The following is a 20979-nucleotide window of genomic DNA, read 5'->3' as shown; positions in this document are numbered from 1 at the left end:
TCCGTGGCGTAACGTCCACCTCATGGATGACTGGCCCTCGCGACGACGCGAGGCGTTCGAGGCCCACGACCGGGCCCGGCAGCGGGCCGAACAGGCCGAGGCGGAGCAGGCCCGGCAGATCGTTGCCGACTTCGTGACCCGGGCCCGCGCACTGGGCCTTCCCACCCAGCCGCTGCGGGCGCGCGCCTACAGCGGCAGCGCCACCTACCGCACCGGACTGATCGGCTGGTACCTACAGCCCAGCGGATCCCTGGCCATCGACCAGGAGGGCGGGTTCTACACCCTCATCGCGCCCGCGGGCCTGATCGCCCGGCTGCGCGGGGTCCACCTGGCCCCGGGCGACCCGCCCCTGGCCGTCGGCCGCGGCGCCCGCGACGGCGAGTCCATGTCCCTGCGCGAACTCCTCGACCGGCGCCTGGCCGCCGGCCGCGACTTCCGCCGCTACCCCTAGGAAACCGCTACCCCTAGGAAATGAGCCGTACCGCCCGGGCTTCCAGGTCGCGCGCGGTCTCCTCCTCGCCCAGCCCCCGCATCACCGCGGCCAGGTTGCGCAGGTAGGTGTCGATCGTGCCGTGCCCGCTGCTCTCGCCCAGCGTGAGCGCCTGCCGGGCCAGGGGCCGGGCGGCAATCGGCAGACCCAGGTGCGCCGACAGCATCACCGCGAGATTGTTCGCGTAGGCCGCGGCCTCCGGGCGGCGCACCCGGCTGAGCCGCTCGGCCAGCTGCGTGGCCTCCGCCAGCGCCTGCCGGGCCCCTTCGCCGTCACCGGCCATCAGCCGCGCCCGGGCCAGGTTGCTCGCCACCGCGGCCAGTTCCGGCCCCGCCGACCCCTCCTGCTCGGCGATCGACCGGGCCCGCTCGAGCATCGCCAGGCCCGCATCGACGTCGTCCAGCCGCAGGCGCACCAGACCCAGGTTGTTCATGTGCCGGGCCACCCGCAGGTCCGAGCGCCCCACCGCGGCGACCGTCACCCCCAGCGCCCGCTCCAGCAGGTCAGCGGCCTGACTCCACTCCCCGACCCGGGTCAGCGCGACCGCCAGATGCCCCAGCTGCGTGGCCGCGTAGGGATGATCGGCACCCACCGACTGTTCCGTCAGCGCCACCGCCCGGGCCGCCAGCGACCGCACCCGTAAACCGTCCTGCCGCAGGAACATGGCGAACGCCACCCCATTACCGCGCAGCACCACCCGCGGATGCGCGGGCAGACCGGGCTCGTGCACCTCGACCAGCACCCGCGCACTCAGGGGCCGGTCGTCGGACACGTCCCACACATCCAGCATCAGCACCGCGACCGCCCGCGGCAGCGTGGACTCGCCGCGCTGATACAGGCTCAGGATCTCAGCCGTGTCTCCCATCCGCCCAGTGAACCATTAGGACGTCCGGTTCTCGTCGAGGTATTTGAGGACGGCGACCACGCGCCGGTCGGTGTGGTCGGCCGGTGCCAGGTCGAGCTTGGCGAAGATGCTGCGGATGTGCTTGTGCACGGCACCTTCCGTCACCACCAGCTTCTCCGCGATCGCCGTGTTACCGAGCCCCTCGGCCATCAGCGCCAGCACGTCCCGCTCCCGCGGGCTCAGTCGTTCCATCCCCGCGTCCGGGCGATGACGCGTCATCAGCTGCGCCACCACCTCCGGATCGATCGCCGTCCCGCCTCCGGCCACCCGGTTCAGCGCCACCAGGAATTCCTCGACCCGCCCCACCCGCTCCTTCAGCAGGTACCCCAGCCCGTCGGCCCCACCGGCCAACAGGTCCGTGGCGAAAGACCGCTCGACGTAAGCCGACAGCACCAGCACCGCCAGCCCCGGATGCCGCCGGCGCGCCTCGACCGCCGCCACGATGCCCTCGTCGGTGTGCGTCGGCGGCATCCGGACATCCACGATCGCCACATCCGGCGTCTGCTCGTCCACCGCCTCCAGGAACAACTCCGGCCCGCTCGCCGTCGCCACCACGTCAAGCCCCTCCGCCCGCAGCAGCGAGGCCAGCCCCTCCCGCAGCAGGGCGTCGTCCTCGGCGATCACGATCCGCACGGCAACTCCACCTTCAGCACTGTCGGCCCACCCACGGGACTGTCGATCGTGACGACGCCGTCGTGCGCCTCGACCCGGCGGCGCAGCCCGACCAGACCCGAACCGCCGGCCTCGTCCGCGCCGCCGTGACCGTCGTCCTCGATCTCGACCAGGAGACGCTCGTCACGGCGGCGCAGCCTAACAGCGGCCGCACCCGCCCCCGCGTGCCGCGCCACGTTCGTCAACGCCTCCGCGACCACGAAATACGCTGTGGCCTCGACCGATGCGGCACACCGGCCGGGCACCTCGACATCGACCGCGGTCGGCACCCCGCAGTTCGCGGCCAGACCCGACAACGCCCCCGCCAGGCCCCGGTCCTCGATCACCGGCGGCAGGATGCTGCGCACCACCCCGCGCAACTCCTTCAGCGCGTCCTCGGCGGCGTCCTGGGCCTGCGCGATGATCCGGTCGGCCAGCTCCCGGTCCTCCCGGGCCAGCGCCCGCCGCGCCGTACCCAGCAGCATCGTGACCGCCACCATCCGGTTCTGCGTACCGTCGTGCAACGAGCGCTCGATCCGCCGCAACTCCGTCGCGTGCGCGTCCAGGGCGTTAGCACGGGACGACGTCAGCTCGGCGATGCGCCCGGTCAGGTCGGTCCCCGGCGGCGGGGCCAGCAGCCGACGGCCGGCACGCCCCTGCAGCCGGGCCATTCCGGGGGTGAGGCCGAGCAGGATCGCGGTCCAGCCGACACCCATCAGGAACACCACCAGCACCCCGGGCCAGGTGTCCACGGTCCACAACCCGATCGACGCGCTACCCCACCCCGGCGGCAGGAACGGGTACCACAGCGGGAACGAGGCGTCCCGCACCGCCATCAACGGCAGCAGCACCCCGATCAGGCCGAGCAGCGAACCGGCGCAGGCGTGCACGGCGAGCCACACCAGCTCACGTCGCGTCGTCGGATCAGCCAGCGCCGCCCGCAGATCCGTGATGCGCCGCGGCGGACCGAGCACCGGATCACCCCAGCGGGAGAGCCGGTCGCGCTCGCGGGAGGCCGCACCGTGTACCAGGTACAACACGGCCGGGGCCAGGAGGAGCCCCACGCCGACGAGGCACAGCACGGCCGTGACGATCACGAGGAAGAGGACGAAGAACGCCACCGTCGCGGTGCTCAGACCGCTGGCGAGTTGCTCGACCGCCGCCAGCGACTGGCGCGAGGCCTGACGGCACGCCGTCGCCAGGTCCGGGCGCCCGGACCCCTCCCGCTGCCGGCCGGGTACGTCCGTGCGGTTCACAGGTACGACGGTATGACGTGGCACGAGTTGACGATACGGCGGGCGGACACTCCCGACCCGTCGAGATCGGTTCGACAGTTGTCGCACATCTTGCCGTCCTCGGGCGCTCGAACGCAGACCCGCGTGCCTACCGTTGAGTGCCTACCGCGGATCAGGCCAGGGCAGCTCTCGCCGCCGCGACCGCCTCGGCGGCGAGAGCGCTGATCTCGTCCCACTTCCCGGCGTTCACCAGCGACCTCTCCACCATCCAGGAGCCACTGACCGCCGGCACGCAGGGCAGCGCCAGGTACTCGTGCAGGTTGCCCAGGCCGACGCCACCGGACGGCATGAAGGTGAGGCCACCGAACGGGGCCGACAGGGCCTTGATCATGGCCGGGCCGCCGAGCAGGCCGGCCGGGAAGAACTTGACCTCTTCCAGGCCGAGCGACACCGCGGTCATCAGGTCGGTGGAGCTCGAGATGCCCGGCAGCGCCGGAACTCCCCGGGCCTGTGCCCGTCGCACCACCTCGGGTGAGATGCCCGGGCTGACCACGAACGTGGCCCCGGCGTCCACCACCTCGTCCACCTGCTCGACCGTCAGCACCGAACCCGCGCCCACCGTCATGCCTTCCAGCGCGGAGAGCCGGCGGATACCCTCCAGCCCGGCGGCGGTGCGCAGCGTCACCTCCATCACCGCGATCCCCCCGGCCAGCAGGGCCTCACCGAGGGGTACGGCCTGGTCGGCGGCGTCGATCACGACGACGGGGACGACCGGGTGGGCGGCGAGCAACGGGGCGGTCATGGGGACGACTCCAATGAGTTCAGGGGGTCAGAGCGAAAATTAACGGACGACGTCGGTGGACGCGTCGAGAGCGTCCAGTTCGGCACGGGTCGGCAGGGCCTCCCAGTCACCGGGGGCCTGGCACACCGCCCCGCCGACGCGGTTGGCGAGAGCCAGACACTGCTGCGGCGAGCCGGACTCGAGCAGGGCGGCCAGGTACCCGCCGACGAACGCGTCCCCCGCACCGACCGGGTCGGTCGCCACGATCGGGGTGGTCGGGCCGTGGTGCGCGTCTTCCCCGGTCAGGGCGATAGCGCCCAGCGCCCCCAGCTTGAGCACCACCATGCCACCCACCGCCGCGGCGAGCAGCCGGGCCAGCGTCTCGCCCTCCTCGAAAGAAGCCACCGCTCGCGGCTCCTCACCGAGCAGGAGGCACGCCTCCTCCGGGCCCGCGAAGGTCAGGTCGGACCGCCGGGCCAGATCGGCCAGCGCCGGACGGGCCTGCTCGGACGACCACAGCGCCGCACGGTGATTGACATCGAAAGAGACGAAGGTGCCGTTCTTCCGGGCGATCTCGACCGCCGCCAGCACAGCCTGGCCCGGACCGGCGCCCAGCGCCGGGCTGATCCCGGTGACGTGCAGGATCGCAGCCTCGGCAATCGCCCCGGCGTGCCGGCCGACATCGGCAGCGTCCAGACGCGACGCCGCACTCCCGGCCCGGTAGTAGCGCACCCGGGTGGTGCGCCCGGCCCGCCCTTCCTTGACCATCAGCCCGGTCGGGGCCCCGGCGTCGCGATCGGCGAGCACCCTGACGCCCTCGGCCCGGATCTCCCGCACGATCAGGGTGCCGAAGTCGTCGTCGCCGACCCGGCTGATCCAGGCGCTCGGAAAACCCAGCCGGGCCAGGCCGATCGCGACATTCGACTCGGCGCCCCCGATACCCAGCTGCATCTGGGTGCCGTCCCGCAGCCGGGGGGCCGCCGGAGGCGTCAGGAGCGCCATGGTCTCGCCGAGGGTGACCACTCCGTTACCCGTCAGAGCCACGTGAAGTTCCGATCGTCGCGGTTGTCAGCCAATGTGCAGCATGACCTTACTGCTACCGCTGTCCGGGTCGAGGGCCACGTTCATCGCCTCGGCCGCCTGGTCGAGCTCGAAGGTGTGGGTGATCAGCGGCGATACGACGGTCGGGGCCCACCCGCGTCCCTCAGGGGATTTTCGTCATTCACCAGTCGTGCACCGACCCGTCGAGACGACGCGCCACCGGCAGATATTTCGGGTCGTAGGGGTACCGCTCGGCGGCCTTCTCGTCGTACTCGACGCCGAGACCCGGTGCGTCGGAGAGGTTCAGCATGCCCTTCTCGAGCGTGACGCCGGTGCGGAAGACCTCCATCGTCTCGGCCACGTGCGGCATGTACTCCTGGATACCGAAGTTCGGCACGGTCAGGTCGACATGCACCGCGGCGGCCAGACTCACGGGTGACAGGTCGGTGGCGCCGTGCGACCCGGTGCGCACCTGGTACAGCGCGGCCAGGTCGAAAATACGCCGCAGGTGGGTGATCCCGCCGGCATGGGTGACGGTCGTGCGCACGTAGTCGATGAGCTGCCCGGTGATCAGGTCCTTGACGTCCCAGATCGAGTTGAGGATCTCACCGGTCGCGATCGGCGTGGTGGTGTGCTGCCGGATCAGCCGGAACGCGTCCTGGTTCTCGGCCGGCGTCGGATCTTCCATCCAGAACAGGCGAACGTCCTCGACCGCCTTGCCGAAGCGTGCGGCCTCGATCGGGGTGAGCCGATGGTGGACGTCGTGGAGCAGGTGGAACCCGAACCCGAACTTCTCCCGGACCTGGGTCAGGTAGGTGGGGGCGAAGTCGAGGTAGGCCTCGGTCGACCAGGGCTGCTCGTCGGGCAGACTCGTGCTGGCCGGCTCGTAGACCACACCCTTGCGCACCCCGTAGGAACCGCCGATGCCGGGCACCGCCGCCTGCGCGCGGATGGCCTGATAGCCCAGGTCACGGAAGCGGGCCACGTCGTCGAGCAGCGAGGGCACGTCGGTGCCGGAGGCGTGCGAGTAGACCATCACGCCCTCTCGCGAGCGCCCGCCCAGCAGCTGGTAGACGGGCAGGTTCGCGACCTTGCCCTTGATGTCCCACAGGGCCATGTCCACGGCCGCGATCGCCGTCATGGTGACCGGGCCGCGCCGCCAGTAGGCACCCTTGTAGAGGTACTGCCAGATGTCCTCGATGCGGGCGGGGTCACGACCGATGAGCAGGGGGACGAGGTGGTCCTTCAGATAGCTCGCCACCGCGAGCTCCCGACCGTTGAGGGTGGCGTCACCCAGACCGGTCACCCCGTCCGACGTGGTGATCCTCAGGGTGACAAAGTTCCGTCCCGGGGAGGCGACGAAGACCTCCGCACGTTCGATCGTGCTCATTTGACCCATCTCCTTCGGCGGCCACCGTGCGATGCAGCCCTAGTATACAAGAACTTGTTCATCAGAACTGGGCCACAGAAGGGCGGTCCCCTACGATGGCGGGCATGTCCCCCCGAAAAGCTGGTGGCAGCAGCCGGCAGGCCGTCTACGACTCACTGCGCCGCCGCATCCTCGGCCTCGAGCTGGCCCCGGGCACCGCGCTGTCGGAGAACGACCTGGCCGCCGAGATGGGGGTCTCTCGCACACCGGTGCGCGAGAGCATGATTCTGCTCTCGGAAGAGGGCCTGGTGCAGGTCTTCCCGAAGGTGGGCACGTTCGTCTCCCGGGTCGACGCCGGTCGCGTCGCCGACGCCCAGTTCCTGCGCGAGGCCGTGGAACTGAGTGCCCTGGACGACGTACCCGCCTCACCCGACCCGGACATTGTCGCCGCCCTGCGCGAGAACCTGGCGCAGCAACAGGTCCCGGACATCGACCGGGAAGAGTTCTTCCGCCTCGACGAAGAGTTCCACCATCACCTGATGAGCCTCAGCGGGCACGGGAACTCCTGGTCCGCAGTGGCTTCCGCCAAGGGGCACCTCGACCGGGCCCGCCGCCTCGGCCTCTACGACGCCGCCTCACCCCGGCCCTTCATCGACCAGCACGCCGACGTGCTCGGCGTGGTGCTGTCGGGCGACACCGAAGCAGCCCGCGCCACGCTACGCGGCCATCTGCGCGCGGTGTTCGAAGACATCGAGCGCGTGCGCCGCCGCTCCCCCGAGCTCTTCGCCGCCGATCCGAACGCCGTGCCCGTGCGGCGCAGCGTGGCAGTGTGGGGCACCTAGGGTTTCAGTCCCCGAACGAGGCCACCAGGCGACCGACGACCTCACCGCGCGCGAGACGACCGAGCCCGTCGGGGATCTCGTCGAAGGAGACGGTGGTGGTCGTCGTGGTGAGCGAGCCGTCCGCCATGTACCCGTAGATCTTCGCGATGTCGGACGGGTCGCCGCCCGCCGAACCGAGCAACCGGATCCGGTTCACAATGAGGTTGTAGGTGTTGATCTCCGAGGTGAGCCGGCCCATGCCGACGAGAACGACGGTGCCACCGGGCCTGACGACGTCGATCGCACCGGCCGTGGTACTCCCGAAACCGGCGAAGTCGACGATCAGATCGAGATCATCGCCGTCGAAATCACTGATGTCCTTGCGGATGTCGCCCACTCCGAGCGAGCGGCCGATCTCCCAGACCTTCTCGTTCGGTTCCGCGGCGACAACGCTCGCCCCGTTCAGCACCGCCGCCCGGGCACCGATCTGACCGAGGCCCCCGAGCCCGATGATGCCGACCTTCATCCCCGTGGTGGCGCCGCCGAGCGCGACCACCGCATGGTGGCTCGTCATCCCGGCGTCGGTGGCGTACGCGCCGTCGGTGAAGCTGACGCCGTCCGGGATCCGGACCAGGGCCTCCTGGCCGATGGCCACCTTGTCGGCGTACCCACCGTCGAAGGTGTAACCGGGAGTACCGGCGCTGGTGGTCGGGCAGAGGCCGACGCGGTCGCCGATCTTCCACTCGGTGACGCCCGCACCGACGGCCGAGATCACGCCGGCGACCTCGTGGCCCATGGTGATCGGGCGCTTGGCGAGGATCTTCAGCCAGCCCTCATCCTCGAGCATGCCGACGTCAGAGTGACAGATGCCGGACGCCTTGACGTCGACGACAACCCCGCCGGCGGCGGCGATCGGGTCGTCGAGCTCGACGCGACGGAGCGGCTCGTGCGTGTTGGTGAACTGCCAGGCGGTAATCATCCGAACTTCCTCGTGCTAACGGGCGCGGGCCATCCGGGATGACGACCCGCGGTGGCCGACCACACCAGGATAAGCGACACCTGTCGGCTAGCGGCGGAGGGCCTCACCCGGGAGGACCAAGGTCGGCGGACCCTAGGACCGATTGGGAGCCTCGGCCGCCACAGCCAGCCTGCGCAGTGATGACGCCAGGGCTTCCTCGGTGTTGGCGCGAGCCCGCTCGAAGCGCCGTTCGTCCGTCAGCTGCGACCAGTCGTAGGTGTGCGTGACCTGGGTGTTCGCATCGTCCAAGGGCTCCAGTTCCCAGCGCCACAGATGGCCGGGCGCCGTCGAGCCGGGCTCGGACGGGTTCCAGGCGATCAGCCGGCCCTCCTCGAACTCCACCACCCGGTTCTCCCGGATCCCGCCCCGGGTCAGGGCCATGACAAACACCTCGCCCAGGGCCCGCACCCGCTGACCCGACTCCGCCCGGGCCAGATTGTCGTTACCGTCCCAGACCGGCTGCAGGCGTGGATCGGCGATCAACTCGAAGATCCTCCCGGGCGTCGCGGCAATGTCCCGGACGACCCGTACGACGCGCTCTTCAACCTCACTGGTCATGGCGCCAGTCTGGTGCACGGGGACCCGTTCGGCCCGTTAACCACACGAAAGCCTGTTATCGCGGATGTGAAATTCGGGCCTATCGACCGCAACCCCTTCTTCTGTTCGTGATCATGCAAACCTTCCCGGGGACGTGGGGCACCTTCCGGCCGAAGGCTGGGGCACCGCACCCCCTCGCCCGGTTGCGCTGGATGTCGCTCGACGTCGGGTCGGCTCGTGTCAGATGCGGCCGGGGCCGGAGACCGGGTTCGTGTAGCTGCGGGGGCCCACCTGGTAGGTGGGGGCGGGGCGTTCGGGGGCCTTCGGTGGAGGGGGCGTTGGCGGTGCTGGGGTTTTCGTCTCACCGATGGAGGACGAGGAACGCGCCGGCACTGTCGGTCCCCCCAGCGCGGGGGGCTGGGCCACCCGCGGAATACTGCCCGCCGTACCGACGGCCGGTGGTGGACTGCTGGCCGCGGAGGGCCTTCCGGGGGAACCGCTGATACCCGGGGCCGGGATCACCGCCGGGCCGGTACCGCCCGGACCAGAGACAGCTCCGGGCCCTGAGGCCCCGCCCAGGCCAGGTACCGTCCCAGCACCGGGCACTCCCCCGGGCACCCCGGATCCGGACACTCCGGCGCCCGGCAGCCCACCGCCGGGCAACCCTCCGACTCCCGGAAAACCTCCGACTCCCGGAAAACTTCCGGCCCCCGGCACAGCTCCGGCGCCCGGCATGGCGCCCGCACCCGCGCCCGGAACGACACCAGCACCCGGCGCCGCTCCCACACCCGGGACGGCTCCCACACCATGACCGGCGCCCACTCCCCCGCCCGGTATCGTCCCGGCCCCCGGAACGGCTCCAACTCCCCCGAGATGCCCCGCCCCCGGCACACCTCCGACACCGGGCGCCGCACCCGGACCGGTGCCACCGGTCGGCCCGGGCCATCCGGTCGATCCCGGCCCGAACGAGGCGTGATGCCCGACCGCCCCGACCGACCTGCCCTCGTACGCCGAAAGCAACTCGGCGCGCAGCAGGTTCGCCAGGCCCGGCACCGATGTCCCGTCCGGCGGACCGGCCTGCCCCGGCTGAGCACCGGCCTGCCCCGAGTGAGCGCCGAACTGCCCCGGCTGAGCACCGGCCTGGGCCGACAGACCGGCCGTCAACCGGGCCAGGTCGGCGCCGATCTGGCCCAGCGTCTGTGACAGGCCCGGCGTCTGCGACAGGCCCGGCCCGGGCGCGGGGGCCGCCTGGAGGTGCGGCTGAACGGCGGAATGGCCCTGCTGCTGGGTCGTCTGGAGCACGGCCAGGGGGGACGGGGTCTGGTCGAGATGGGCGGCCGGGGCCTGGTCGCGCACGGAGCGGCCCGGCGTCGAGGGAGCGGGACCACGGCCTTCACCGTCCTCCGACAGCGCCGCGTGATCGATCTCGGTGCCGCAGTATTCGCAGAAGTCCCAGTCGTCCTGCACGAGAAGATCACAGGTGGGGCACTTCACCTGCGCCGCGAGCTGGTCCCAGGGGGCCCGCAACCAGGGAGACGATTCCTCTGTCGGCACCGGTCCACCTCCGCACCCGGACGGGCCGGACATCCGCCGGTCACTTCGTCCTTTCTGATCGACACGGCCGGGGCGGACATTCGCACCGCCCGGCGCGGTTCGCCCCGCCGGGCGAAGGGCGCGCCGCAACCGGGAACGCGACCGCCGTACAGCGCGTCCTACGTCCAGGGCGGTGGGACGACACCGGCCCGCACCGGTCTGCCGGAGGGGGCGATCAGCCATGAAGGGCATGACGGACGACATGGACACGACCAGGCGACAGCACATAATGGCAACGGCGATGGCCGTGACCGCGATCGTGGCCATCGTGACCGTGGTGGTAGGCCCCTGGCGAGGAGAGCCGATGTCCGATGCAACGACGAATCCTGCCCTGTCGGAACCCGGCCCTCCGCCGGGCGACACCAGCGGTCCGCACCTGATCGTGAGTCCTGCCTCGGTCGCTCCGGAGGCCGACATCGCGCTGATTCTGGCCAATCCCGGCACGACCGACGTGACGTTCGGTCCGCTGGGCCGTCTGGACCGCTGGGACGGCACCGGGTGGCAGGAATTCCGCCAGATCACCACCGGCCTGGGGCCGCTTCGGCCCGCCGGCGGGGTGAAGGCCCTGGACGACGAGATCATGGTGCCCGCGATCGCCCTGGTCGCCCGGCCCGGCTCGTTCGCCGATCCGGTCTGGACCAGTCTGCAGGGCGTCGACGCGGGCTGGTACCGGCTCACCCTGGGCAGTGCGACAGGCATCGTGCAGGTCGGAGGGCCGGACGGATTCACGGTGGAGCGCCCCACCACGGAGGTCACGTTCGACGGCACCACCGTGGTCGAGGCCGGGTCCGCGGCGGTACTCACCCTCGAGGCCCAGCTGCGCGATCCGGTGGGCCGGAACTTCGACCAGGACGAGCACCTGGGCCGCTACACCTCGACGGCCCGGGTGGAGCGACACGACGGCGAGCGCTGGGTCGCGGTGCCGTCCGCCACCATCCGCACGATCGACAGCGACCTCAGCTCGGAGGAGACCTCGTTCCAGGTGCATCTGCCCGTGCTGGCCGAGGGCCTGTACCGGGTCGCCCGCGACGCCTCGGTGGCCGGCGCCGTCGAGGCTCTCTTCTGGGTCGAGCCCCTGTCCTGACACTCATTCCAACGGGTTCGCCAACGGGTTGGCTACAGTGACGACAGACCCGCCGATCAACCCGAAGGACTGAAGTGCGCGAGCTCTACCCATCGATCGAACCCTACGCCGACGGCCTGCTGGAGGCCGGGGACGGACACTCGGTCTACTGGGAGGAGTGCGGCAATCCGGACGGCAAGCCCGTCGTTTTCCTGCACGGCGGGCCGGGCGGCGGATGCACCCCCTCGCACCGTCGGCTGTTCGACCCGGCGAAGTACCGCATCCTGCTGATGGACCAGCGCGGTTGCGGGCGCAGCACCCCGCACGCGAGCACGCCGGACGCCGACATGGGCGCGAACACCACCTGGCACCTGGTCGCCGACCTCGAGCTGCTGCGTACGCAGCGCGGGATCGAGAAGTGGCAGGTGTTCGGCGGTTCCTGGGGCTCGGCGCTGGCCCTGGCCTACGCCCAGAAGCACACCGACCGGGTGAGCGAGCTGGTGCTGCGCGGCATCTTCACGCTGCGCCGGGGTGAGCTGGACTGGTTCTACGAGGGACCGGCGTCGAACATCGCGCCGGACACCTGGGCCGGTTTCGTCGGGGGCCTGCCCGAGAGCGAGCGGGTTCCGGGCCGTCTCATCGAGAACTACGGCAAGGTGCTGTTCGACCCGGACCCGGCCGTGCACCAGCCCGCCGCCGTCGCCTGGGCCACCTGGGAGTTCTCCAACCTGACGGTGCAGCCACGGCCCGACCTGATCGAGAGCGCCCAGGAACCGCTGGGGGCCACCGCGTTCGCGCGCATCGAGAACCATTATTTCCGTCACGACGGCTGGTTCACACCGGGTCAGCTGATCGCCGACGCACCGCGCCTGGCCAACATCCCGACCGTCATCGTGCAGGGGCGTTACGACGTCTGTACCCCCGCGATCACCGCCTGGGACCTGCACCAGGCCCTGCCCTCGGCGCAGTTCGTCCTGCTGGAAGACGCCGGCCACGCCTACGACGAGCCGAGCATCCTCGACGCGCTGATCACGGCCACCGACACGTTCGCGAACCTGCGATGAGCACGCTGAACGAACTGGGCGAGAGGTACTTCCGCACCCAGCACACGCTGGAGCCGTTCAACTCGACGATGCTGGGGCTGTCCGAGTTCGACCACCTGGCGGGCGATCCGTCGATCGAGGCCGGGGCCGAGGCGGCCTCGGTGTTCGCCGGGATCCTCACCGAGCTGGAGACCCTCGACACCACGCGACTGAGCGCTGACGAGCGCGTCGACCACGGCGTCCTTCATGAACTGGTGCGGGGTGCCCACGGTGACGCCACGCACGCCCTGTGGGCGGCGAGCACCTCGGCGGGCGGCTACGTCTCGCGGCAGGGCCTGATCTTCCAGGCCGTGCCGGCCATGACCATCACCGATTCCGCCGGTGCCGACCGGTATCTGCAGCGGTTGCAGGGCATTCCGGGAGTTTTACGGGCCCTGGCCGGGCGCGGCGCGGCCGAGGCCGCCCGGGGCCGACGTTCCACCCGGGTGGGCCTGGAACAGGCTCTCACCCAGATCGAGACGTCGCTGGGCACCGATCTCGCCCAGGACGCGCTGCTCGCGCCCACGGGTTCCGTCGCCGGTCAGGCCGTGCGGGACCGGGCGGTGGACGTGGTGCGCGGGCAGATCCGCCCGGCTCTCGCCGAGCTCGCGGCGGCCCATCGATCACTGCTTGAAGACGCCCGTCACGACGATGCCGTCGGCATCAGCTGGGTGGACGGCGGCGAGGCGGGGTACGACGACGCGGTGCGCCGTCACACCACCAGCACGCACAGCGCCCAGGAACTGCACGACCTGGGCCTGCAGCTGATCGACGAACTGAACGGTCGCTGGGCGCAGATCGGTTCCCGGGCCTTCGGTCTGCGTGACCTGCCGACGATCGCCGCACGGCTGCGCGAGGATCCGGCGCTGCGGTACACCTCGGCGCACGACATGATCGCCAGCAGCCAGGCCGCCCTGGCCAAGGCCGAGGCCGCCGCCGGCCGGGCCTTCGACCTGGGGTCGATCCCGCCCTGCACGATCGAGTCCATCAGCGGGGCGGACGCCGACGGTGCGGCCACGGCCTACTACCGGCCCGCCGCTCTCGACGGATCCCGGCCCGGGGTGTTCTTCCTCAGCACCGCCGGCGCCCCGCAGACCCCGCGCTACGACTGCGAGGCCCTGACCTTCCACGAGTCGGTGCCCGGCCACCACCTGCAGCTGGCCGGCCTGCAGCAGCTCGAGATCCCCTATTGGCGGCGGCACATCGACATCGAGCTGGGCGCCTACACCGAGGGCTGGGGCCTGTACGCCGAGCGGCTGGCCGACGACCTGGGGCTGTACTCCGACGACCTGCAGTTACTCGGCATGCTCTCGCTGTCCGCCCTGCGGGCCGCCCGGCTGGTGGTCGACACCGGTATGCACGCACACCGCTGGTCGCGCGAGCGGGCCGTGCAATACATGCGCGACAACACCACGGCCACCGAGACCGAGATCCAGCAGGAGATCACCCGCTACATCGGCTGGCCCGGCCAGGCGCTCGGCTACGCCACCGGCCGCCAGGAGATCCTGCGTCTACGCGAGGCCTCGGGCCTGGACCTGACCGAGTTCCACCGCCGCGTCCTGGGCCACGGCTCGCTGCCGATGACGGTGCTGGCCGACGTCGTCCTGCGCTGAGCCCCTCCCCCAACCCCCCTTTGTTCGTGATCATGCAAAACCTCCCCAGAGTTCTAGAACTCCAGCGCTGGCAGTTCTAGAACTCCAGGGAGGTTTTGCATGATCACGGAGGGTTTTGTTTTCAGGTGGAGGCTCGCTGGATCAGGGTGGAGGGCAGGAACACCGAGGCGTCCGAGTCGCCGTCGATCCGGGCCAGCAGCAGGCGCACCATCTCCCGGCTGATCCGGTCGAACGGCTGACGCATCGTGGTCAGTGACGGCGTGAGGTGCTCGGCCACCCCGGCGTCGTCGAAGCCACCCACCCGCACGTCGTCGGGAATGCGGCGCCCGGTCTCCTGCAGCACCGCGCAGGCCCCGGCCGCCATCAGGTCGGAGGCCACGAACACGCCGTCCAGATCGGGCGTCGTCTCCAGCAGGGCCCGCATGCCGGCCTCGCCGCTCTCCCGCGAGTAGTCGCCGTGCACAATGAGTTCCGGTCGCACCGGGAGCCCGGCGGCGACCAGGGCCTGCTTGTAGCCCTCCAGCCGGGCGAACCCACCGGGGGTGTCCATCTGGCCGGTGATGTGCGCGATCTTCCCCGCACCCCGGTCAATCAGGTGGCTGGTCATCTGACGGCCGCCGTCGAGGTCGTCGGCACCCACCATGCTGATCCGCGACTCCAGGCCGGGAAATCGTCCACACACCACCGTCGGCACCCCGGTGGCGATGAGTTCTCCCGCCACCGGGTCGACGTCGTGACTGGAGACCAGCAGCACCCCGTCGACGTGCCGGGCCGCGACGTAGCCGACGGCGCGTTCCCGGTCGGCCGGGGTGCCGGCAGTGACCAGGGTGAGCAGCAGACCGTGCTCGGCCAGGGCCCGGGTGCAACCGCCCATCAGCCGGGCGAAGGTCGGGTCCTCGAACAGGATGTGCTGCGGCTCGCTGAGCAGGAAGGCGATCGTGTTCGAGCGACCCAGGGCCAGGGTGCGCGCCGCATGGTTCGCGGTGTACCCGGTCTCGGCGATCGCCCGGGTGACGGCGTCCTGTGCCTCCGGGCTGACCCGGTCGCCCCCGTTGAGCACCCTCGAGACGGTGCCGCGGGACACGCCCGCGACACTCGCCACGTCACGGATGGTGGGGCGCTTATCGCCCGGTTGATGGTGCACGGCGGAAGGTTACTCTCAGCTCTTGACCGCCCCGGCGGCCAGATCGACCTGCCAGAACCTCTGGAGCAGAAGGAACAGCGCCAGCAGGGGCAGGATGGACAAGAGAGCGCCGGTCACGACGATGGAGTACAACGCCGGTTGCTGCGCGCCCTGGTTCAGCAGGCTGGAGAGCCCGACCGTGACCGGGAACAACCGGTCGTCGCCCAGCATCACGTAGGGCAACAGGAAGTTGTTCCAGATGGCGACGAACTGGAACAGGAAGATCGTCACCAGGCCGGGCACCATCATCGGCATCACCACCGAGCGGAAAACCCGTGCGTCCCTGGCCCCGTCGGTGCGGGCGGCCTCGATCACCTCGTCCGGCACCGCCGCCGACACGTAGATCCGTGCCAGGTAGATGCCGTACGGACTGATCAGGCTGGGCAGCAGGACCGACCAGTAGGTGTTCGTCATTCCGAGCTTGGCGAACAGCAGGTACTGCGGCACGGCCAGCACCACACCGGGCACCAGCACCCCGGCGAGCAGGATGTTGAAGATCGCCGTGCGGCCGCGGAACCGGTACTTCGCCATCGCGTAGCCGGCCATCGCCGAGACCAGGGTGGACAGGGCCGCGCCGACCCCGGCGTAGAGACCGGTGTTGAGCATCCAGCGCCAGAACAGGCCGTCGCGGTAGTCGGTCAGTTCGGCGATGTTGTCGAACAGGCTGCCACCGGGAGCGTAGGTGAAGGTGGAGAACAGGTCACTGGGGCTCTTGGACGAGGCCATGAACACCCAGACCACTGGGACCAGGCAGTAGATCGCGCCGATCACGAGGATCCCCGAGCCCACGATGCTGGGCTTCTCACGGGTGGAGGTGCTCATCGGTTCTCCTGGGCGAAGGCTCGGTTCTGCACCAGGCGCAGGAATCCGAAGGACAGCAAGAAGGTCGCCACGGCCAGCACGACCGAGGTGGCCGAGGCCGAGTAGATGTCGTTGCGGGTGAACGCATCCCGGTAGATCATCATCAGCGGGCTCCAGCTGGTGGAGATGTTGTTGGTCAGCGGGCGCAGCACGGTCGGCTCGGCGAACACCTGAAGCGTGGTGATCATGCCGAACACGCTGGTCATGATCAGCGACGGCAGGATCACCGGAATCTTGATCCGCCAGGCAATCTGGAGCTCGTTGCAACCGTCGATACGCGCGGCCTCGTACAGCTCGGACGGGATCGAGCGCAGCGCGGTGTAGAGCACGATCATGTTGAAGCCGACGCCTCCCCAGACCGCGATGTTGGCGATGGCGAACAGCACCAGGCCCGGCGCCATCGGCTGCGGCAGGGTGACCCCCACCTGGTCGGCCGCGTAGGTGAACGGGCTGACGGCCGGCAGGTAGAGGAAACCCCACAGCAGCGAGGAGATCACGGCCGGAACGGCGTAGGGCATGAAGATGACCAGCCGGGCGAAGCGCCTCGCCCGCACCCGCACGGAGTCCAGCAGCAGGGCGAACAGCAGGGCCAGGCCGAGCATCACCGGGATGACGACCAGACCGTAGCCGAGCACCCGCAGCACGCTGGACAGGAAGTCCGCGTCACTCAGGGTGCCCCCGTAGTTGGACAGTCCTGCCCAGACCTCGGTCCGGGAACCCGGCCCGAGACCCAGCCCCTGCACCTTGACGGTGCGCAGACTGAGAAAGGCCGTGTACCCGATCGGTACCGCGATCGAGAAGACGTACAGGACCACGGCGGGCAGCATGAACACGTAGGGCGCCCGGGGATTCCGGACCCGCCGACTGCCCGGCGACGGGTCCGGAAGCTTCTCCGGTGGGGACGAGACACGGTCGTTCGTGAGGCTGGTCATCTTCGGTCGCTCCCGGGCTACTTGGTGGTGAACCCGCTGGACTTCAGGTCTTCGACCGTCTGCGTCTGCATGCTGGTCAGCGCCTGGGTGAACGCCGCGGCCGACTTCGACTGGGCCGCCTTGCCGAAGGCGTCGTTGAAGGCACTGTAGGCGACGTTGGTGTTCGGGCCGTAGGTGAAGGGAGCCGTGGTGCCCGCGATCTTCGCGGCCACCTCGTAGAAGTCGGGCTGGTTCTCGAAGAACGCCGGCGGCTCGCTCAGCGCGGCCGCGGAGTTCGTCTGGTCGGCCGGGTAGACGTTGGAGATGGTGGCCAGGGCCTTGACGCCGTCAGCGCTGGTGTTCAGCCACTCGGCGAACTGGGCCGCGGCCGCCTTGTGCTTGGACTGCGAGGTCACGGCGGTGGACGAACCACCCCACGAACCGCTGACGTTCGCACCGGCCGTCCACTGCGGCATCGGGGCGACCTTCCACTTGCCCTTCGTGTCGGCGGCGTTGCCGGCCAGCACGCCGGGGGCCCAGACCGCGCTGACCCAGCCGACCTGGGTGCCCTTGTTCAGGGCCGAGTTCCAGCCGGGCGTGTACATCGGGGTGTTGTCGATGACACCCTCCTCGACCAGCCCGCCCCAGTACTGCGCCACCTTGCGTGAGGCGTCGGAGTCGATGTTCACGCTCCACGCGTCACCGTCGATGCCCCACCAACTGGCCCCGTTCTGCTGGGTGAGACCCGCGAACAGGCCGGCGTCGTTCGAGGAGAACGTGCCGAGGTACTTCTTCTTGTCGTCCTGGTGGATCGTGCGCGCGGCCTGGGCGTACTCGTCCCAGGTCGTCGGCACCTTGATCTTGAGCTTGTCGAACACGTCGCTGCGGTAGAAGAACATCAGCGGCGCCGCGTCCTGGGGTACCGCGTAGACCGCGTCGGTGCCGAGGGTCACGGCGTTCCAGACCCCGTCCGAGAAGTGACCCTGGGCCTCGCCGGACAGCTCACCCTTGATGTCGGCCAGTGCACCGGCCGCGACCATGGTCGGCAGGGCCTGGTACTCGGCCTGCATCAGGTCGGGAGCACCGCTGCCCGCCTTGGTCGCGGTGAGCAGCTTGGTCACGGCCGGGTCGCCCCCGTCCTGCTTGTTCACCGTGACGTGGATGTCGGGATGGCTCTCGTTCCAGACCTCGACGGTCTTATCCATCTCCGGGGCCCAGGCCCAGAAGTTCAGCTCGACCTTCTCACCGGGCTTGGTGGCCTCGTCCTGCGATCCGCTCGCGCCGTCCGACGAGCCGCCCGAACAGGCGGTGAGGAAGAGGGCCGAGACAGAGAGTGCAACCAGACTGCCGCGCAGCGTTCGCCGCATGACGTCCTCCTTGCGAAGCATCAGCTTCGTCGTTGAAGCGTGGCGGCGCCGCCGTGCTGCGCCGCATGGGACCGGTCACAACGTGACAGCCACACACGCACTTGTCAACGAAAACAAGAATCTTATTCGTCGACTACAGCCCGGTCTTGGCGAATCTCGACAGGTGTGGGACCGTGCACACACATCTCGTCGATCAGGCCCTTCCGGACCGGTCGGCGCCCGTGCCTGGTGCACAACGACGTCATCTGCGAACGAGGGTGGATCCATGAGCGACCAGAGCCTGCTGCGCGACGGCTGGCTGCCCGGGGTGCGGGAACTGAGCTTCGGCGGTGACTACAACCCCGAGCAGTGGCCGCAGGAGATCTGGGCACAGGACCTGGACCTGATGCGCCGGGCGGGCGTGAACATCGTCAGCATCGGCATCTTCTCCTGGGGCCTGCTGGAGCCCCGGCCCGGCGAGTTCGACTTCGCCTGGCTCGATGCGGTCATCGAGGGCCTGCACGAGGCCGGCATCCGGGTCGATCTGGGCACTCCCACGACCGTTCCCCCGCAGTGGTTCTGGCAGCAGAACCCGCACGTGCGGCCGGTGCTGCGCGACGGCACGGTCCTCGCGCCCGGTTCCCGGGGGATCTGCTGCCCCTCCTCGCCCGAGTACGCCCAGGCCTCCCTGCGGATCACCACCGAGCTGGCACAGCGCTACGGGAAGCACCCGGCTGTGGTGCTGTGGCACGTGCACAACGAGTACGGCGCCCCGATCTCCGAGTGCTACTGCGAGGTCAGCGCGGCCGCCTTCCGGGTCTGGCTGCAGGCTCGCTACGGCACCCTTGATGCACTGAACACCGCTTGGGGAACGGCCTTCTGGGGGCAGACCTACGGCGACTGGGCCCAGGTCGGCACGCCCGCGCAGTCGGCCAGCATGTCCAACCCCGCGCACCGCCTGGACTTCGCCCGGTTCTCCAGCGACGAGCTCCTGGGCTGCTTCACCCGCGAGCGCGACGTGCTGCACGAGAAGTCGCCCGGTGTCCCGGTGACGACGAACTTCATGGCCACGAACTGCCCGTCGATGGACCTGTGGAAGTGGTCGCGCGAGGTGGACGTGGTGGCCAACGACCACTACCTGACCGCCGCCGACCCACGCAGCCAGGTCGGGCTGGCGCTGGACGCGGACCTGACCCGGTCGCTGGCGGACGGGCGTCCGTGGATGCTCATGGAGCACTCGTCGTCGGCCGTGAACTGGCAGCCGCGCAACCTGGCCAAGCGCCCGGGCGAGCTGGCCCGCAACTCCCTCAGCCACCTGGCCCGGGGGGCCGACGCGATTCTCTTCTTCCAGTGGCGGGCCTCCCGGCGGGGTGCCGAGAAGTTCCACTCCGCGATGCTCCCGCACGCCGGGGAGAACAGCCGGGTGTTCCGGGAGGTCACCGAACTGGGGGCCACTCTCGGGAGCCTCACCGACGTCCTCGATTCCCGGGTGCAGGCGCCGGTGGCCATTCTCTGGGACTGGGAGTCGCTGTGGGCCCAGGATCTGGACTGGCGCCCGAGCGTCGACCTGGAGCCGCGCCGGCAGGTGCGGGAGTACTACGAGCGTCTCTGGCACGACAAGGTCACCGTCGACTTCGCCCATCCCACGGCCGATCTCAGCCGGTACGCGGTGGTGCTGGCACCGGCGTCGTACCTGCTGACCGGCGAGGCCGCGGCCAACCTGACGGCCTACGTCGAGGCGGGCGGCCATCTGGTGGTCGGGCCGTTCTCCGGGGTCGTGGACCAGGACGACGCCGTGCACCCGGGCGGCTGGAACGGTGTGCTGCGCGACCTGCTCCAGGTCAGCGTCGAGGAGGTCCTGCCCCTGCCGGAGAACGGCGCCGTCACCCTGACCGGCGGCACCCGCGCCGGTGTCTGGGCCGAGGATCTGGCCCCTCAGAACGCCGAGACCGTGCTGGAGTACACCGACGGCCCGGCCGCCGGGCGCCCGGCCGTGACCCGGCGGGCCCTGGGCGGCGGTACGGCGACGTACGTGTCCACCGTGCTCGACCACCACGCCCTGACCGTGGTGCTCGACCCGGTGCTGGAACGGGCGGGCGTCACGATCGACCGCGACCTGCCGTGGGACCTGGAGATCGTGTCCCGCCACGGTGCCGACGGCAGCGAGTACGTGTTCGCGATCAACCACGCCGGGGCCCCGGCCGATCTGCCGGTCGAGGGTGTCGACCTGCTGACCGGCGAACCCTGCACCGGCAGCACGAAGATCCCCGCGGGGGCCGTGCGGGTGTTCCGCCGCTGATCCCTCGCTCGTCCCCCTGGTCCATCGGGCCGGCCGAGGAAGGCTTGCCTGATCATCCACCATTTCTGCCGTGATCAGGCAAACCTCCCCGGTCATCCGGGAAGACCTGGAGCGGACCAGAGCCGTGACCTGGGCATCGTCGGCGGTGGGCCCGCTCCAGGCCCGGTCCAGGACCGGTCCA

19 protein-coding genes are annotated in these 20979 nt (G+C 70.2%); 6 read left to right on the top strand and 13 right to left on the bottom strand.

Annotated features, from left to right (window positions below; all coding sequences use genetic code 11):
* The first annotated feature begins 22 nt into the window (after positions 1-22).
* Positions 23-451: a hypothetical protein gene (locus QSK05_RS25930; RefSeq protein ID WP_285599939.1), complete on the top strand. Its 429-nt coding sequence runs from the start codon at positions 23-25 to the stop codon at positions 449-451.
* A gap of 13 nt (positions 452-464) precedes the next feature.
* Here the strand turns inward: QSK05_RS25930 and QSK05_RS25925 are convergent, their stop codons facing one another.
* From QSK05_RS25925 to manD, 6 genes are all read right to left on the bottom strand, one after another.
* Entirely contained in the window at positions 465-1355 is an 891-nt protein-coding gene (locus QSK05_RS25925; protein WP_285599938.1) for a tetratricopeptide repeat protein, read from the bottom strand.
* Positions 1356-1370: 15 nt separating this feature from the next.
* Entirely contained in the window at positions 1371-2027 is a 657-nt protein-coding gene (locus QSK05_RS25920) for a response regulator transcription factor (protein ID WP_285599937.1), read from the bottom strand.
* On the bottom strand, positions 2015-3301 hold the full coding sequence (locus QSK05_RS25915; RefSeq protein ID WP_285599936.1) for a sensor histidine kinase: 1287 nt from the start codon (positions 3299-3301) through the stop codon (positions 2015-2017). Before QSK05_RS25915 ends, QSK05_RS25920 begins: the two co-directional genes overlap by 13 nt.
* A 151-nt stretch (positions 3302-3452) precedes the next feature.
* Positions 3453-4082, bottom strand: coding sequence for a bifunctional 4-hydroxy-2-oxoglutarate aldolase/2-dehydro-3-deoxy-phosphogluconate aldolase (gene eda, locus QSK05_RS25910; RefSeq protein ID WP_285599935.1), 630 nt, complete (start codon positions 4080-4082; stop codon positions 3453-3455).
* 39 nt (positions 4083-4121) lie between these two features.
* Positions 4122-5105 carry a sugar kinase gene (locus QSK05_RS25905; protein WP_285599934.1) on the bottom strand — a complete coding sequence of 328 codons (984 nt, stop codon included), beginning with the start codon at positions 5103-5105 and terminating at the stop codon, positions 4122-4124.
* A 178-nt stretch (positions 5106-5283) separates the two neighbouring features.
* Complete coding sequence (gene manD / locus QSK05_RS25900; protein WP_285599933.1) at positions 5284-6492, bottom strand: D-mannonate dehydratase ManD; 1209 nt, start codon at positions 6490-6492, stop codon at positions 5284-5286.
* 104 nt (positions 6493-6596) lie between these two features.
* Here manD and QSK05_RS25895 point away from each other — a divergent pair, with 104 nt between their 5' ends.
* Positions 6597-7313 carry a GntR family transcriptional regulator gene (locus tag QSK05_RS25895; protein ID WP_285599932.1) on the top strand — a complete coding sequence of 239 codons (717 nt, stop codon included), beginning with the start codon at positions 6597-6599 and terminating at the stop codon, positions 7311-7313.
* Between the two features lie 4 nt (positions 7314-7317).
* Here QSK05_RS25895 and QSK05_RS25890 read toward each other — a convergent pair whose 3' ends face one another.
* The 3 genes from QSK05_RS25890 to QSK05_RS25880 form a co-directional block, all read right to left on the bottom strand.
* Complete coding sequence (locus QSK05_RS25890; protein ID WP_352302748.1) at positions 7318-8268, bottom strand: zinc-binding dehydrogenase; 951 nt, start codon at positions 8266-8268, stop codon at positions 7318-7320.
* Between the two features lie 135 nt (positions 8269-8403).
* A complete protein-coding gene (locus tag QSK05_RS25885) occupies positions 8404-8868 on the bottom strand; it encodes an SRPBCC family protein (protein WP_285599930.1) in 465 nt (154 codons plus the stop codon).
* 219 nt (positions 8869-9087) lie between these two features.
* Positions 9088-10401, bottom strand: a complete 1314-nt coding sequence (locus QSK05_RS25880) for a zinc ribbon domain-containing protein (RefSeq protein WP_285599929.1) — start codon at positions 10399-10401, stop codon at positions 9088-9090.
* Positions 10402-10744: 343 nt separating this feature from the next.
* Here QSK05_RS25880 and QSK05_RS25875 point away from each other — a divergent pair, with 343 nt between their 5' ends.
* The 3 genes from QSK05_RS25875 (at position 10745) to QSK05_RS25865 (ending at position 14198) form a co-directional block, all read left to right on the top strand.
* Positions 10745-11524 (top strand): hypothetical protein, encoded by a 780-nt coding sequence (locus QSK05_RS25875; protein ID WP_285599928.1) that lies wholly within the window; start codon positions 10745-10747, stop codon positions 11522-11524.
* 74 nt (positions 11525-11598) lie between these two features.
* A complete protein-coding gene (pip, locus tag QSK05_RS25870) occupies positions 11599-12567 on the top strand; it encodes a prolyl aminopeptidase (protein ID WP_285599927.1) in 969 nt (322 codons plus the stop codon).
* Positions 12564-14198, top strand: a complete 1635-nt coding sequence (locus QSK05_RS25865) for a DUF885 domain-containing protein (RefSeq protein WP_285599926.1) — start codon at positions 12564-12566, stop codon at positions 14196-14198. The genes pip and QSK05_RS25865 overlap by 4 nt, the downstream gene beginning before the upstream one ends.
* A 121-nt stretch (positions 14199-14319) precedes the next feature.
* On the opposite strand, the gene QSK05_RS25860 is transcribed toward QSK05_RS25865, so the two are convergent.
* The 4 genes from QSK05_RS25860 to QSK05_RS25845 are packed head-to-tail and all read right to left on the bottom strand — an operon-like array spanning position 14320 to position 18520.
* Complete coding sequence (locus tag QSK05_RS25860) at positions 14320-15300, bottom strand: LacI family DNA-binding transcriptional regulator (RefSeq protein WP_285599925.1); 981 nt, start codon at positions 15298-15300, stop codon at positions 14320-14322.
* Positions 15301-15357: 57 nt separating this feature from the next.
* Complete coding sequence (locus QSK05_RS25855) at positions 15358-16203, bottom strand: carbohydrate ABC transporter permease (protein WP_285599924.1); 846 nt, start codon at positions 16201-16203, stop codon at positions 15358-15360.
* A complete protein-coding gene (locus tag QSK05_RS25850; RefSeq protein ID WP_285599923.1) occupies positions 16200-17174 on the bottom strand; it encodes a carbohydrate ABC transporter permease in 975 nt (324 codons plus the stop codon). The genes QSK05_RS25855 and QSK05_RS25850 overlap by 4 nt, the downstream gene beginning before the upstream one ends.
* Positions 17175-17191: 17 nt before the next feature.
* Positions 17192-18520 carry an ABC transporter substrate-binding protein gene (locus QSK05_RS25845; protein WP_285599922.1) on the bottom strand — a complete coding sequence of 443 codons (1329 nt, stop codon included), beginning with the start codon at positions 18518-18520 and terminating at the stop codon, positions 17192-17194.
* A 265-nt stretch (positions 18521-18785) separates the two neighbouring features.
* Here QSK05_RS25845 and QSK05_RS25840 point away from each other — a divergent pair, with 265 nt between their 5' ends.
* Entirely contained in the window at positions 18786-20798 is a 2013-nt protein-coding gene (locus QSK05_RS25840) for a beta-galactosidase (protein ID WP_285599921.1), read from the top strand.
* The last annotated feature ends 181 nt before the right edge of the window (positions 20799-20979 follow it).

The organism is Kineosporia sp. NBRC 101731 (assembly GCF_030269305.1).
In the GTDB taxonomy this organism is placed as follows: domain Bacteria; phylum Actinomycetota; class Actinomycetes; order Actinomycetales; family Kineosporiaceae; genus Kineosporia.
The sequence above is the reverse complement of the archived record's forward strand: the minus strand, read 5'-3'. Positions and strand labels throughout refer to the sequence as shown.